We start from the raw sequence: 14,087 nt of genomic DNA, 5'->3' as shown, positions 1-14,087 counted from the left end.
CATTCCCCATGGCAACGCGGATCGAACGAGAACACCAACGGCCTGCTCCGCCAGTACTTCCCCAAAGGGACCAACCTGCACCAGCACACCGCCGAAGACCTCGCCGCGGTCGCCGCACGACTCAACAGCCGCCCCCGCAAAACACTCGACTGGCACACCCCACTCGAGAAACTCACCACGCTACTGTCCTAACAGAGCACGTTGCGACCACCACATGAATCCGCCTGGCTTTCAAGACATCCGAAGCCGGCGATTGGGCGAGCGAGTGACCACGGATCCCGGGGCGGGGTGATAGGAGGCCCCACCACTTCCTAGGGCAAACGGACGACCCGAAGGAACGCGGGCAGCAACCACGGACGCGGGCCGCTGACCACGATCTTGCGGGTCAGCGCGGTCCGGGCCTTGCCGACCCGGTGGAACAGCATCAGGTTCAGCGACGGCGGATCGAAGGCGATCCGCGCGTCGACCGGGCCGCCGGGCTCCTCGACCGTGACACTCCCCCGGTGCAGCACCAGCACGACCGGAGTCGTGTACGCCGAGCGGAAGGCCACGGCGATACGCCTTTCCCGCGGCGGTTCGCCGGAGTCGAGAAGGTGCCCGATGCCGTGCGTCAGCACGCCCACCAAGAAGAGATCGAAGAACAGCGCCGCGTCACCCGGCGGCATCGCCCACGGCAGGTTCAGCGCCTTGGCGATGTCCCAGCCGTGGATCTGCAGTTCGTTGACCAGGTGCGCGAGGACACCGGCCAGCGGCACTCGCGATCCGCCGAGCCAGTCCAGCGGGGCCGCCGGATCGGCATCCTCGGTCACTCGCAGCAATTCCTCGATGTCAGCGAGCAACCCCGTCACCAGCACGCCGATGTCGCGTTCGGGGAAATCCTCCAGCACCAAGGTGTTCAGCACGGAAACCGTGTCCACAGTGGTCTTTTCGAGCTGATCCCGACCTCGCGCGTCCAGTAACGGGGCATTGTCGGGCCGCACCAGCGACGTGTACATCTTCGCGATCAGCGCGACGTGGGCCACGGTGTCGGCCACCGTCCACTCCGCGGTGACCCTCGCGCCGGGATCCCGAATAGCGGTCACCAGTTCGGCGAATCGTGTACCCGTCACCCGATAGGCGCGTCGCGCCGAACGCCATTGATCAGCCGTGATCGCTCTGGTCACGACGCGATTTTATCGCGATACGGCGGGAAATCCGTTCCGCTCGCGTGCGGACCCGGTTTCCGCTCAGAGCGTAGTGACCGTACTCACTACGGAAATCGGCGTGACACACACCGACCGGCACAGGCAGACTGAACGGGAGAATCAGCTTCGCCTTCGCTGTCGCCGAGGGCGGCCCACGCGGAACGCGCCCTTCCAGGAGCCCCAAACAGATGACCGAGACCCTGCCCGAAACCACGCGCGACCAGGAAAGGGCACCGGCCAGCGCCGGGCTCCTGATCGGGGTCCTGGTCCTTTCCGCGTTCGTGATGATCCTCAACGAGACCATCCTGAGCGTCGCGCTGCGTGACCTGACGGTCGACCTCAAGGTCCCGACCACCACCGTGCAGTGGCTGACCAGTGGCTTCCTGCTCACCATGGCGGTCGTCATCCCGATCACCGGGTTCCTGCTCGAACGGTTCACCCCGCGCCAGGTCTTCCTCGCCTCCCTGACCCTGTTCAGCACCGGCACCCTGGTCAGCGCGCTCGCTCCGGGTTTCACGCTCCTGCTGACCGGCCGGGTCATCCAGGCGTGCGGTACCGCGGTCATGCTGCCGCTGCTGATGACGACGGTGATGCGCCTGGTCCCGGTGGAGAAGCGCGGCGCCACGATGGGCACGATCACCATCGTCATCGCGGTCGCCCCCGCCATCGGCCCGACCATCGGCGGCGCGGTGCTCTCCTCGCTCGGCTGGCGCTGGATGTTCTGGATCGTGCTGCCGCTCTCGATCGCCGCGCTGGTGGTCGGCATGCTGCGGCTGCGGCTGGACAGCGAGACCCGCAAGGTGCCGCTGGACGTACTGTCGGTGATCCTGTCCGCCATCGGTTTCGGCGGCGTGCTGTACGGCCTGTCGACGTCCGGTGAATCGGCGGGCGGGCACCAGCCGGTGCCGCCGTGGGTGCCGATCGTCGTCGGGGCCGTGGCGCTCGCGGTGTTCACCTGGCGCCAGTTGCGCCTGCAGAAGGAAGACCGCGCACTGCTGGACCTGCGCCCGTTCACCCACCGCAGTTTCGTCGTCTCGCTGGTGCTGACGGCGCTGCTGTTCATGTGCCTGCTCGGCGCCGCGGCGATCCTGCTCCCGCTGTACCTGCAGACCGTCCTGCACACCAGCACGTTCGTCAGCGGGCTCGCGGTGCTTCCCGGCGGCCTGGTCCTCGGGCTGCTCGGCCGCCCGGTCGGCGCGCTGTACGACCGCTTCGGTCCCCGGCCCCTGGTCATCCCCGGCGCGGCCGCGATGGCGGTCTCGTTGTGGCTGTTCGCCCTGCTCGGCCCGGGATCACCGCTGGTCGCGGTCATCGCCATCCACGTCCTCCTGATGGGCGGGCTCGGGCTGATGATGACGCCGCTGATGACCGAGTCGCTCGGTTCGCTGCCCGAGCACCTCTATTCGCACGGCAGCGCGATCCTCGCCACCCTGCAGCAGCTCGCCGGCGCGCTCGGCACCGCCGTGTTCATCGCGGTGGCCACGGCGAGCACGGTGACGGCCGGGGCGACCAGCCCCGACGCGGCGGGTATCCGCACCACGTTCATGGTCGCCGGCTGCGTCGGGCTGGCCGCGTTCGCCGGTTCGCTGTTCGTCAAGAAGAGCGCCACCGGCGCCCCGGTGGCCGCGCACCACTGACGACGGATCCGCTCACTTCGCGCCCGCCGTGGCCTCCACCGGAGGCCCGGCGGGCGCTCGTCGTCCGATCACCTTCCGGCCGTAGGCGATGGCGGGCTGCTCGACCCACCGGCGCAGCGCGCAGGCGAACACCAGGGCGACCCCCGCGGTCGCCGCGGCCTTGGCGAACCCGCTGGGCAGCAGCCAGCCCGTCACCCCGGCGGCGCCGGTCTGGGCGAGGTAAAGCGCGTACGACCGATCGCCGACGAAGGTCATCGGCCTGCTCGAGAGCAGTTTCCGGACCGGCCCCGGTGAAACGACGGCCACGAGCAGCAGCGCCGAGCCCGCCGCGTAGACCGGGACCACGAACTGCCAGTGCCCGCCGAGAGCCTTCGCCAGCGGTCCGACGGAGAACTGCAGCACGACGAACCCGCAGCCGATCACCGTGGCGGCGACGGGACTGGTCAGCGGCCGGAACAGGGCGAACCCGCGCGGATGGTGGAGCGTCATCGCCAGCAGGCAGCCGATGACCAGCGAGCAGTAGTGCACCGAAAGGCTCGCCCAGGTGTGCGTCGGAGCCAGCGGCAACGCGAACATCACCACGCCGAGGACGGCCGACGCGCCGAACAGCAGGCGCAACGCCGTCTTCCCGCTTCGCGCGAACGAGGTGAGCACCAGCAGCGCGGGCCAGACCAGGTAGAACTTCTCCTCCACCCCCAGCGACCACGACGTCGGGTAGGGCGTGTTGAAGTCGACGAGTTCGTTGCCGAAGACGAGGTAGTACGGCATGGCGTCGGCGAGCCTGCTGCTCTGGTAGGTGCCGCCGAGCGTCACCGCGAGCGTGGTCAGCGCCAGGAGCAGGAAGTACACCGGCAGGATCCGGAAGACCCGGCGCAGGTAGAACTCGCGCAGCGAGATCCGGCCGGTGCGGTCTTCTTCGCGCAGGGACAGGGTGGTGATCAGGAACCCGGACAGCACGAAGAACAGCTGCACGGCGATCCAGCCCTGCAGCGGGTCCAGGGCAGGGCCTCCGTAGTGGAAGAACACGACGGCCACGGCGGCGAGTGCGCGTACGCCGGTGAGACCGGGGAACCAGGACGACGCCAGGTAGTCGGCGTGGCCGAGCGGCTGCCACCAGGAGCGGCGCGAAAGGTCGGACATGGCCCGTAGGTTCGGGCCCGGACGCTGAACCGAAGCTTAAGGAAGCTGAAGACGTCTTCAGCTTCGCGCTTCGGCCAAGGGCAGCCGGACGACCAAGCGGGCACCGCCGTCGCGGTCGGCCACCTCGGCCGTGCCTCCGTGCGCGTGGGCGATGTCGGCGACGATCGCCAGCCCGAGGCCGGCGCCACCGTCGTCACGGGCGCGTCCGTCGTCCAGCCGTACGAAGCGGTCGAACACCCGCTCGCGATCCTCGGCGGGGATGCCGGGGCCGTCGTCGGTGACCGACAGCACGACGAAGCCGTCCATTGTGGACACCGTGACCTCGACGCCGGTCCGGGTGTGACGTTGCGCGTTGTCGACCAGGTTGCGCAGCAGCCGTTCCAGCCGTCCGCGATTCCCGGGGACGATCGGATCTCCCTCGATCCCCGCGCGGACGCCCCGTCGTCCGGAGAGACAGGATTCGACCACTTCGGACAGCCGCACCGGCGTGAGCCGCTCCGGTTCCGCGTTGTCCAGCTTGCCGAGCAGCACGAGATCCGAGACGAGGTCCTGCAGCCGGGTGATGTCGAGGAGCGCGTTGCGGCAGGCGTCGCGCCAGTCCAGCCGGTCCGGATGCGCGAGCAGCACCTCCAGCTGGGTCCGCAGGGAAGCCAGCGGGGTGCGCAGTTCGTGCGACGCGTCCGAGGTGAACCGGCTCTGCCGGGTGACCGCGGTGTCCAAGCGGGCGAGCATCGTGTTCATCGTGTCCGCGAGCTTCGCGATCTCATCGGCGCTGTCCGGTGCCGGGACCCGGCGGGAGAGATCGTGCGCGCCGATCTCCGCTACCTCCGAACGGATCGCCTCGACCGGACGCAGCGACCGGCGCACCGCGAGCCACGCGATCACCCCGATCAGCAGCGCGATCACCGGGACTCCCGCGAAAAGCGTCATGCGCACCGCATCGAGCGCCGCCTGTCCGGACTCGTCGACGATGGCGGCGCCGAAGACCCGGTACTTACTGTCGCCGCTCACGGCGCCCGCCACGTGCAGCCGGAGTCCGTTCCCCTCTGGATCTTCCCCGAGCGCACTCGTGCAGCCGACGGATTCCCGCCTGGCGAGGTCGACGTCGCCAGGCTTGATGATCTTGACACTGTCGCCGTACTCGAAGCCACCGTCCGGGACGATCGTCCCGGAACGCAGGCCGGGACAAGACGCGACCCGCTCACCGGTCTGGGTGGTCACCTCGTAGACCGAAGCCTGCACGAGGAGCCGCAGATCGGCCGGAGCGGCGCCGGTGTTCAGCACCTGGACGACCGCGGCCGCGCGCTCCCTCGCGACCTGCGCGGCGCCGTTGCCCAGCCGGTTCTGGGCATCGAGCACCAGCCACGCCGAAACGACCGCCAGGGCGATGATCGACGCCAGGAAAGCGGTCAGCGCGACCCGGAACCGGGTGGTCCGCCAGAACCTACGCACCGGAACCCACCACGTGATAGCCGGCGCCGCGGACCGTCCGGATCGTCTCCGCCCCGAACGGCAGGTCGATCTTGCGCCGCAACGCGCTCATGTGCACCTCCACCAGGTTCGCGGTCGCCGTCGCCGCGAAATCCCAGAGGTTCTCCAGCAGTTCGGCCTTGGTGACGACCTCGCCCTGCCGTTTCATCAGGTATGCCAGCAAGGCGAACTCCTTGGTGGTCAACGGGATCTCGGCCGTGCCGCGGCGGCAGGTGTGACTCGCCTGATCGAGTTCGAGGTCGCCGAGCCGCAGCGTGCCCGGCCGGGTCGCTCCCCCGCGCCGGATCAGCGCCCGCAACCGGGAGAGCAGCACGCCGTAGGAGAACGGCTTCGGCAGGAAGTCGTCGGCGCCGGTGTCCAGCGCCTCGATCTCGTCGTCCTCGCCGTCTTTCGCGGTCAGCATGAGGATCGGCGTGGTGTCGCCTCGTTCGCGCAGCCTCCGGCAGACGCGGTAGCCGTTGAGGCCGGGCAGCATGATGTCGAGGATCATCGCGGAGTACGGATGTTCGGCGGCGTACCAAAGCGCGTCACGGCCGTTGTGCGCGACGTCCACGGCGTAGCCCTCGGCGCTCAGCCCCGCCCGCAGCGATTCGGCCAGCCGCCGCTCGTCCTCGACGAGCAAGATCCTCATCCGCTCACGATCCCATACGGCCGGGCACAAATGCCCTCATGGCACGGTGGACCCGCTGCCACCATCCGGTCATGCCCGCCCACCGCCTCCGTGGAGCGCTTCTCGCGGCGCTCGCAGTCACCACCGTCGCCGGCTGTTCCTCCGAACCCGAGCCGCCGCCCACCTACCGTCTCAACGGTGACGACGCGTGCGCGGCGGTGAACACGGCCGACTTCGAGGCTCTCACCCGCGGCACGCCGACGAAGACTCCCAGCAAGCTGACCGCGGGGCTCGGCGGCGGGAACTGCAAGATGGAATTCGACGGTTCCGGCGGCTACGCCACGCTGACCACCTTCATCGCGATCCACCCAACGGGGGAAACCGCCGCCAGGGCCATGTACGACGACTTCCGGAAGAGCGACGGCGAGCGGGCGACCCCCGGCACCGACATCACCGTGGCCGACGTCGAAGGCTTCGGATCGGCGGCGTACCTGTACCGGCAGCACGACGACAAGAGACCTTGGGCCGTCGACGATTTCTGGCTCTACAAGTACGACGTCCAGCACGGCGCGCTGGTACTCACGGTCATCGGCAGCGGATACGCCAAGGAGGCCGACGGCTGGCCGGCCACGGAGGACGACATGAAGGCCAAGGTCAAGAAGAGCGCCGAAGACACCATGAAAACACTCAAAGCCTGATCGCCTCGTGAGTGGTAAGGACGGTTAGGGCCGAGGGTGTCTTGATCACCTACCGGCTTCTGGCTGCGGTCGTTCACGGGGCCAGGCCGTGAAGGGCCCCTTGCCTACCTTGACCGTAGTGATGGAGGCCTTCACTACCTTCGTGATCGCCACGGTCGCCACCTTCGCCCCACCCGCGCCAGTGGTCACAGCGACTGCGAGTGATGGCCCCCTTCACTGCGCCTAGCGCAAGGAAGGGGGCCATTACGTACTTCAAGCGACCAGGGCGCCGGTACCGAGTGGGGCGGGGTGGTCGTGAGTGGCGATTCGGGTCAGAACCCGAATCGCCACTCACGAAGCGCCGGATTCTCCTTGCGCAGCACCGGTGATGTTGCGGACCATGCCGCCGAAGACGACGCCGTGGAACGGCGCGATCCCCTTCCAGTACGCGTGCCCGGCCAGACCGTGCGGCTCGAACACCGCCCGCTGCCGGTAGATCGTCCCACCGTCCTCATCGGACTCGACACTGAGTTCGAGCCAGGCGCGCCCGGGCAGCTTCATCTCCGCCCGCAGCCTCAGCAGCCGCGGCCGGTCGAGGTATTCGACGCGCCACCAGTCCAGTGCCTCGCCCAGATGCAGCCGCCGCGGATCCCGGCGGCCGCGCCGCAGCCCGACGCCGCCGACGAGCCGGTCGGCCCAGCCGCGGACCGACCACGCCAGCGGGAACGAGTACCAGCCGTGTTCCCCGCCGATGGACTCGATGACGTCCCACAGCGCTTCCGGCGAGGCCTCCGTCTTCTGCTCGCGCTTGTCCTCGTAGACGGTCCCGCCCGCCCAGGCCGGATCACTCGGCAGCGGATCCGACGGTGCGGAGGCGGTCGACGCGTCCGACCAGCGGGTCGGCACGTCGGCGTTGCGGATCCGGGTCAGCGCCAGTTCGACGGCGTGTTCGTAGTGGGTCAGGCCCGCTTCCGGATCGGGGATGTGCCCGGCGATCTCGTGATCGTGGCAGACCACCTCGTGCACCAGCGATTCGATCAGCGGTACGGCGATCGACTTCGGCACGGGCGTGACCAGGTTGACCCACTGCGCGGACAGCCACGGCGTCAGCACCGGCACCGGCACGACGGCTCGCCTCGGCAGACCGGCGACGACTGCGTAGCGGCGCATCATCTCCAGATAGGTCAGGACGTCGGGGCCGCCGATGTCGAAGGCACCGTTGACCTCGGACGGCAGTTCCGCCGCGTGCACGAGGTAGTGCAGCACGTCCCGGATCGCGATCGGCTGGATCCGGTTGTGCACCTATCTGGGGGTGATCATCGCCGGGAGCCGCTCGGTCAGGTAGCGCAGCATCTCGAAGCTCGCCGAGCCCGAACCGATGATCACCGCGGCCTGCAGGACGACGGCGGGTACCCCGGAGTCCAGCAGGACCCGGCCCACTTCGGCACGGGACGCCAGGTGCGGGGACAGTTCCTCGTCGTCCGGCACGATGCCGCCCAGGTACACCAGCCGCCGCACGCCCGCCGTCTTCGCGGCCTCGGCGACCGTCCGCGCCGCCTCCCGGTCGACCTCGACGAAGTCCTTGCGTGCCAAGGAATGCACGAGGTAGTAGACCACCTCGCCGTCGGTCAGGGCCATCTCGATCGAGGCCGGATTGGTGACGTCGCCGCGTTCGACCTCGACCCGGTCACGCCACGGCTCTTCGGCGACCTTCTCCGGAGAACGCGCCACCACGCGGACCTCGTGACCCGCGTCGAGCAGTTGCGGCACCAGCCGTCCACCGACATAACCCGTCGCACCGAGCACCACACATCGCATTCACCCGAGTGTTCACCGCGAAGGGGCGCCGCGCAGTCCGAGTGAGCCTTTCAGGGTGCCAGCCGGCCCCGGACCTCGACGGTCGCGGCGATGCTGCTCCGGAGGAACCGGGCGACCGTCCGCCGCTCGTCCTCCCCCAGGTCCCGCCACGCGGCGGAGAAGCTCGCGCCGAGCGGCAGGAAGAATTCCGCGCCGATCTGCCTCGCCCGATCGTGCATCCGCAGTTCGACCTTGCGCCGGTCGGTCGCGCTCCGGTCGCGGTAGAGGTGCCCGGCCCGCTCCAGCCGGTCCAGCACCGACGTCGTCGCGGAGGCGCTCAGGTGCAGCGCGCTCGCGAGCCTGCTCGGGCTCATCGGGGTCCCCATCCTGGCCGCGTCCATGATCACCGCGAGCGCGTTGAGGTCGGTCCGGTGCAGGCCGTGTGCCTCACCGAACATCTCGGCGAACCGGTCCGACTCCACGGTCAGCTGCCGCAGCAGGAGAACGAGCAACTCGTCCGTGACCTCCTCGACGTCGCCAGTGTCTTCAGTGCCGTCAGTGCCGTTGGTCATGTCCGAAACCTCCCCTCCTGTTGCCCCGTCCGGGTGACCACTCTACTATTTCGATGGTCGAACTATTCACTCGTCGAAATAGCCTTGCCACAGGAGCCATCCGCCCATGATCTCGGAAGTCGAACGCCCCGCCCGCACGCGGTCACGTCTGCGGTGGCTGCTCCCCGCCCTCGTCGCGGTGGCCTGGCTGATCTTCGGCGGGTTCAGCGGCCCGTACGCCGGCAAGCTGAGCCAGGTCACGGAGAACGACAGCAGCAGTTTCCTGCCCGCCTCGGCCGAGGCGACCGAGGTCGGCGAGCTCCAGAAGCAGTTCTCCAGCGCCGCCGTCATCCCCGCGATCGTCGTCGCCGAGCGGCCTTCGGGCCTGACCGACGGCGACAAGCGGTTCCTCGCCGACCGGACGTCGAACGCGCGGCTCATCCCGGCACCGGAGAGCAACGCGGGCGCGCAGGTCGTCGTGCTCTTGGACGCCACGAGCGACCCCGGCGACGGCGTCGAGGCACTGCGAGACGCGCTCGCCCGCGACACACCCGACGGGTTGAAAGTGCTCGTGACCGGTCCCGCCGCGCAGGTCGCCGACCTCAAGGAGGCGTTCGGCGGGATCGACGGACTGCTGCTCCTGGTCGCGGGCGCGGTGGTCGCGCTCATCCTGATCATCGTCTACCGGAGTCCGCTGCTACCCCTGCTCGTCCTGCTGTCGGCCGTGTTCGCGCTGGGATCGGCGAGCCTCGCGGTGTACCTGCTCGCGGACCACGACGTGCTGGCGTTGAACGGGCAAAGTCAGGGAATCCTGTTCATCCTCGTCTTCGGCGCCGCCACGGACTACGCGCTCCTGATGATCTCGCGCTACCGCGAAGAACTCCGGACGACCGACGACGCCCGCGCCGCACTCCGCACGGCCTGGCGCTCGACCATCGAACCGATCGCGGCGTCGGCGGGGACGGTGATCCTCGGCGTCCTCTGCCTGCTGTTCAGCGACCTGAACTCGAACAAGGGACTCGGCCCGGTCGCCGCCATCGGCATCGGCGCCGCCTTCCTCACCACCATCACGTTCCTGCCCGCCGTCCTCGCTCTGTGCGGCCGCAACGCCTTCTGGCCGTTCCGGCCGGCGGTGACCCCGCCGAAGGAGGAGACGGGCGGACTCTGGGGCCGCGTCGCGGGCTGGATCTCCCGCGCGCCCCGCACGGTCTGGATCGTCACGACCGTCGTGCTGCTCGCGGGCGGCGCGTTCCTCCCGCAGCTCAAGGCTTCCGGCACCGCGCAGTCCGACGTCTTCCTCACCCCGGTCGATTCCGTCGCGGGACAGGAAGTCCTCTCCCGGTACTTCCCCGGCGGTTCCGGCTCTCCCACGGTGATCATCACCCCGGCCGGTCAGGGCGATGCCGTGACCGCGCTGGCACGCGTCCCCGGCGTCTCCGACGTCCGTCAAAGCGGCGAAGCGGGCGGGCTCGCGAAAATCGACGCCGTCCTGGCCGATCCGCCGGACTCCGACGCGGCCGTCGCGACGGTCCAGCGGATCCGCGAAGCCGTGCACACCGTCGACGGCACCAAGGTCGGCGGGCCGACGGCGACGCTGCTCGACACCAGGGAGACGTCCGAGCACGACCGCATGGTGATCATCCCGATCGTCCTGGTCGTGATCTTCCTCGTGCTCGCCCTGCTGCTGCGGTCGCTGCTCGCGCCGCTGCTGCTGATCGGCACGGTGGTGCTGTCGTTCGCCGCGACGATGGGTGTCTCGGCGCTGGTGTTCAACCACGTCTTCGACTTCCCCGGCGCCGACCCGGTCGTCCCGTTGTTCGGTTTCGTCTTCCTTGTCGCACTGGGGATCGACTACAACATCTTCCTGATGACCCGGGTCCGCGAAGAGGCGGGAAGGATCGGCACGCGGGACGGGACGCTGCGCGGCCTGCGCGTCACCGGCGGCGTGATCACGTCCGCGGGCGTCGTGCTCGCCGCGACCTTCGCCGCACTGGCCGTCCTCCCCATCCTCTTCCTGGCTCAGCTGGCGTTCATCGTCGCGTTCGGCGTTCTGCTCGACACGCTTCTGGTGCGGTCTCTGCTGGTACCGGCGCTCGCGGTGGACGTCGGACGGAAGATCTGGTGGCCGTCCAAGCTGGCGAAGTCGGACCTGGGATGAACGCGGTCCCCGTAACCTGATGACCATGAGCGAACTGGACGACTTGCGGAAACGCGCCGCGGCCGGGGATCGGGACGCCGTCGACGAGCTGATCGAACTCGCCGGAGAGCGTGGCGATCTGGACGAACTCCGGCGGCTGGCCGACGGCGGAAGCAGCGACGCGGCGGACCAGCTGATCGAAACCGCGACCGAACTGGGGGCGCTGGACGAGCTGCGACGGCTGGCCGAGCGCGGCAACCAGGACGCCGCGGATCAGCTGGCGGAGCTCACCGAGGAATAGTGCCTCGCATCGCCGGGATCAGCACGGGAAGCGCGACCAAGAGCGCCATGCCGCGCACGAAACCCGCGACCGGATAGGGAACACGAAGCCCGAATCTGTGCGCGAGCAGTCCGCCCGCGAGCGTGCCGAGCGGCATCAACCCCCAGCCGAGCAACCGGTAGACGCCGTTGACCCGGCCGAGCAAGGCCGGGGGCACCTTTCGCTGCCGGACGCTGACGGACACGACGTTCCAGACCGTCGTCACGAAACCGCTGAGGGCCAACAACGCGCCGACCGTGACCACGTTCGGGCCGAACCCGACGCCGACGAAGACGACGGCGTTCACAGCCAGCGAGACAAGGAGCGCGCGGAGTTCGCCGAGCCGGGCGACCAGCCGCGTGATCACCAGTCCGCCCGCGATGCTGCCGAGCGCGGCCCCGGCGAGCAGCACGCCGAACATGCCCGCGCCCAGATGGAGCGCGTCGGTCACGAACAGCACGAGTGTCGCGTTTCCCAGTTGGCCGCAGAACGTGTTGACGCCGAGCAGCAACGCGAGCGCACGCAACAACCGATGGCTCATCAGCCAGCGGAGTCCATCGAGGACATTCACGTCTTCCGAAGGCACGCGTCGTCGTTTGGGCAGCCTGGCCAGCAGAACGGCGGCGATGACGAACGATGCGGCGTCAACGGCGAACGGAAGCGCCCAGGCGAGCGCGAAGAACAAGCTCCCGAGGGGAGGGCCGAGAAACTGCCTGCCGACGGTCATCGCCACTTGCTGCCTGCCATTCACCTGGTGCAGCAGATCTTTCGGGACGAGATCCGGGAGCGCCGTTTGCGCGGCGTTGTCGTAGAAGACGTCGCAGGCGCCCAGAGCGAACGCGAGGAGAACGAGCGTCGGCACGCTGATCGCCCCGGTCGCGACGAGCGCGGCGATCATCCCGACGATCAATGCTTGAAACGCCTGCGTTCGCCACAGGAGGGTGACTCGATCGACCCTGTCCACGATGGATCCGGCGAGGAGGGACAGCAGAAGCCACGGCAGGTACGTCGCGGCGGAGACCAGCGCGATGTCCCTCGCGTCGTGGCTCACCGTCAGGGCCAGCAAGGGCAGCGCCGCGGTGAAGACGCCGTTGCCGAGGCTGTCGATCCCGGTGGCCCACCACAGTCGTCGATAGGCGCGAGGCAAGTCGGGCATGGCCGAATCGTGGCGACGTCCGGCATTCCGGGGACACCATTTAGGCCGGGGCTACATACTCGGACCATGCCGATGACCATCGAACTCGGCGTCGCCGAACTGGCCGCGACCCGGTTCGCGATCTCGGCGTTGTCCGAGACCGTGGCCTGCCTGCAGCAACTCGCCGGCCTCGACCAGAACACGGTCAACCTGCCCTGGCTGCGGTGGGCACGGGAGGAACTCAAGCGCGCACCACTCGATCTTTCGTGGACTTGGCCGTTGCTCGTGAACGGCAGGCTCGGCTGGCCGGAGTTCCTCGTCCCCGCGCCGCAGGACGCAGGAGACTCCCTCGAGAACGATCTCGACGCGTTGCGGCGAACTCCTGAAGACCGGGTGAGAGCGAGCCTCGACCGGGTCTTCGACGAACGGCTTCCCCACGCCGCCGCGGCCCTCGCGCTCGACCCGGCGTCCGGTCTGCGGAAAATCGCCGAGGAACTACGCGAAGCCCACGATCGTCTCGTCGCGCCACACTGGACGCGGATCCGGGCGGCGCTGAACGCCGACATCGGTCACCGCGCACGGCAACTGGCCGCGGGCGGCACCGAGCGGCTGTTCGCGGATCTGCACCCGGACCTACGCTGGCATATCGACCGGGTGATGCTGGCCGGAGATCGGTGGCGCGATCGGCACCGCGTCGTCACGCGAGGGCCGAATGGTCTCGTACTGATGCCGGTCGCCCTCGGCTCACCCCACGCCTTGGTCAAGAACAACACGTCGACACAGACCACGATCCGCTATCCGGCGAGGGGAACCGGTGCCCTGTGGGCGACCGGGCCACGCGCCGCCACACCCGCCGCGGTGCGACTGCTGGGCCGGACACGGGCCGAACTACTACTGGCGTTGTCCTCCCCCGCGACCACGACCGACCTGGCCCACACTCTCGGCGTGACTCCGAGCGCCGTCTCTCAGCACCTCAGAGTCCTGAGGGACAGCGGTTTGGTCGCGCGTGAACGCTCCGGCCGCAGCGTCCTCTACCTGACGACCCCACTCGGTGAGCGCCTGCTCTGACTGTCAGAGGTCGATCAGCTCGACGGTCACTTTCGCGACATCACCTTCCTCGATTCCTTCGGCCTTGCGGACCGCTTTCTTGACCGGCAGCACGTAAGCGCCCCGCTTCGAATCCGGGAAGATCGACGTCTTCCACCTGCTGCCGCCGATGCCCACCTGCACGCGCACCGCGCCGAAGCCGCGCCGCGGGCCGTCCGTGATCTCACGGATCTCCTCGGAGACGTCAGTAGGCAAGCTGACGAAGGTCCAGGTCTCCTCGCGGCGGGCGTCCCACACCCAGAGTTCGGCATCGAACACGACGATCATGGGTGGAGCGTCGCATACGGGACCGACAGTTTGCC

At 68.9% G+C, this 14,087-nt stretch carries 13 protein-coding genes and 1 pseudogene; 6 read left to right on the top strand and 8 right to left on the bottom strand.

Annotated elements, in window-relative coordinates:
* On the top strand, positions 1 to 192 hold a 192-nt coding region (locus ACLJRM_RS21555), incomplete at its 5' end, for a transposase (protein WP_410664101.1).
* A gap of 119 nt (positions 193 to 311) precedes the next feature.
* Here the strand turns inward: ACLJRM_RS21555 and ACLJRM_RS21550 are convergent.
* Positions 312 to 1,163, bottom strand: coding sequence for a maleylpyruvate isomerase N-terminal domain-containing protein (locus ACLJRM_RS21550; RefSeq protein WP_101608161.1), 852 nt, complete (start codon positions 1,161 to 1,163; stop codon positions 312 to 314).
* A gap of 209 nt (positions 1,164 to 1,372) precedes the next feature.
* On the opposite strand from ACLJRM_RS21550, the gene ACLJRM_RS21545 reads away from it, so the two are divergent.
* Complete coding sequence (locus tag ACLJRM_RS21545) at positions 1,373 to 2,821, top strand: DHA2 family efflux MFS transporter permease subunit (RefSeq protein ID WP_410664100.1); 1,449 nt, start codon at positions 1,373 to 1,375, stop codon at positions 2,819 to 2,821.
* A 12-nt stretch (positions 2,822 to 2,833) separates the two neighbouring features.
* Here the strand turns inward: ACLJRM_RS21545 and ACLJRM_RS21540 are convergent, their stop codons facing one another.
* Genes ACLJRM_RS21540 through ACLJRM_RS21530 form a run of 3 tightly spaced genes read right to left on the bottom strand, consistent with a single transcriptional unit; the run spans position 2,834 to position 6,083 of the window.
* Positions 2,834 to 3,961, bottom strand: a complete 1,128-nt coding sequence (locus ACLJRM_RS21540) for an acyltransferase family protein (RefSeq protein WP_101608163.1) — start codon at positions 3,959 to 3,961, stop codon at positions 2,834 to 2,836.
* Between the two features lie 57 nt (positions 3,962 to 4,018).
* A complete protein-coding gene (locus ACLJRM_RS21535; protein ID WP_410664099.1) occupies positions 4,019 to 5,413 on the bottom strand; it encodes an ATP-binding protein in 1,395 nt (464 codons plus the stop codon).
* On the bottom strand, positions 5,406 to 6,083 hold the full coding sequence (locus ACLJRM_RS21530) for a response regulator transcription factor (RefSeq protein WP_410664098.1): 678 nt from the start codon (positions 6,081 to 6,083) through the stop codon (positions 5,406 to 5,408). The genes ACLJRM_RS21535 and ACLJRM_RS21530 overlap by 8 nt, the downstream gene beginning before the upstream one ends.
* 71 nt (positions 6,084 to 6,154) lie before the next feature.
* Here ACLJRM_RS21530 and ACLJRM_RS21525 point away from each other — a divergent pair, with 71 nt between their 5' ends.
* A complete protein-coding gene (locus tag ACLJRM_RS21525; protein ID WP_410664097.1) occupies positions 6,155 to 6,760 on the top strand; it encodes a hypothetical protein in 606 nt (201 codons plus the stop codon).
* A 330-nt stretch (positions 6,761 to 7,090) separates the two neighbouring features.
* On the opposite strand, the pseudogene ACLJRM_RS21520 reads toward ACLJRM_RS21525, so the two are convergent.
* Positions 7,091 to 8,557 (bottom strand): annotated as a pseudogene (locus ACLJRM_RS21520) (SDR family oxidoreductase).
* Between the two features lie 50 nt (positions 8,558 to 8,607).
* Positions 8,608 to 9,108 carry a MarR family winged helix-turn-helix transcriptional regulator gene (locus ACLJRM_RS21515; protein ID WP_101608168.1) on the bottom strand — a complete coding sequence of 167 codons (501 nt, stop codon included), beginning with the start codon at positions 9,106 to 9,108 and terminating at the stop codon, positions 8,608 to 8,610.
* A 106-nt stretch (positions 9,109 to 9,214) separates the two neighbouring features.
* Between ACLJRM_RS21515 and ACLJRM_RS21510 the strand changes: the two genes are divergently transcribed.
* Positions 9,215 to 11,245, top strand: a complete 2,031-nt coding sequence (locus ACLJRM_RS21510) for an MMPL family transporter (RefSeq protein WP_410664096.1) — start codon at positions 9,215 to 9,217, stop codon at positions 11,243 to 11,245.
* A 25-nt stretch (positions 11,246 to 11,270) separates the two neighbouring features.
* The gene (locus tag ACLJRM_RS21505; RefSeq protein ID WP_199192991.1) at positions 11,271 to 11,525 is read left to right on the top strand and encodes a hypothetical protein; all 255 of its coding nucleotides are present in this window, start codon (positions 11,271 to 11,273) and stop codon (positions 11,523 to 11,525) included.
* Here ACLJRM_RS21505 and ACLJRM_RS21500 read toward each other — a convergent pair.
* Positions 11,512 to 12,699, bottom strand: coding sequence for an MFS transporter (locus ACLJRM_RS21500; protein ID WP_410664095.1), 1,188 nt, complete (start codon positions 12,697 to 12,699; stop codon positions 11,512 to 11,514). The genes ACLJRM_RS21505 and ACLJRM_RS21500 overlap by 14 nt on opposite strands.
* A 66-nt stretch (positions 12,700 to 12,765) precedes the next feature.
* On the opposite strand from ACLJRM_RS21500, the gene ACLJRM_RS21495 reads away from it, so the two are divergent.
* Positions 12,766 to 13,746, top strand: a complete 981-nt coding sequence (locus ACLJRM_RS21495) for a DUF5937 family protein (protein WP_410664094.1) — start codon at positions 12,766 to 12,768, stop codon at positions 13,744 to 13,746.
* Between the two features lie 3 nt (positions 13,747 to 13,749).
* Here ACLJRM_RS21495 and ACLJRM_RS21490 read toward each other — a convergent pair whose 3' ends face one another.
* Positions 13,750 to 14,052, bottom strand: coding sequence for a DUF1905 domain-containing protein (locus ACLJRM_RS21490; protein WP_101608172.1), 303 nt, complete (start codon positions 14,050 to 14,052; stop codon positions 13,750 to 13,752).
* Positions 14,053 to 14,087 lie beyond the last annotated feature (35 nt).

The sequence above is a fragment of the Amycolatopsis sp. lyj-84 genome, assembly GCF_046549075.1.
GTDB lineage: Bacteria > Actinomycetota > Actinomycetes > Mycobacteriales > Pseudonocardiaceae > Amycolatopsis.
The sequence above is the reverse complement of the archived record's forward strand: the minus strand, read 5'-3'. Positions and strand labels throughout refer to the sequence as shown.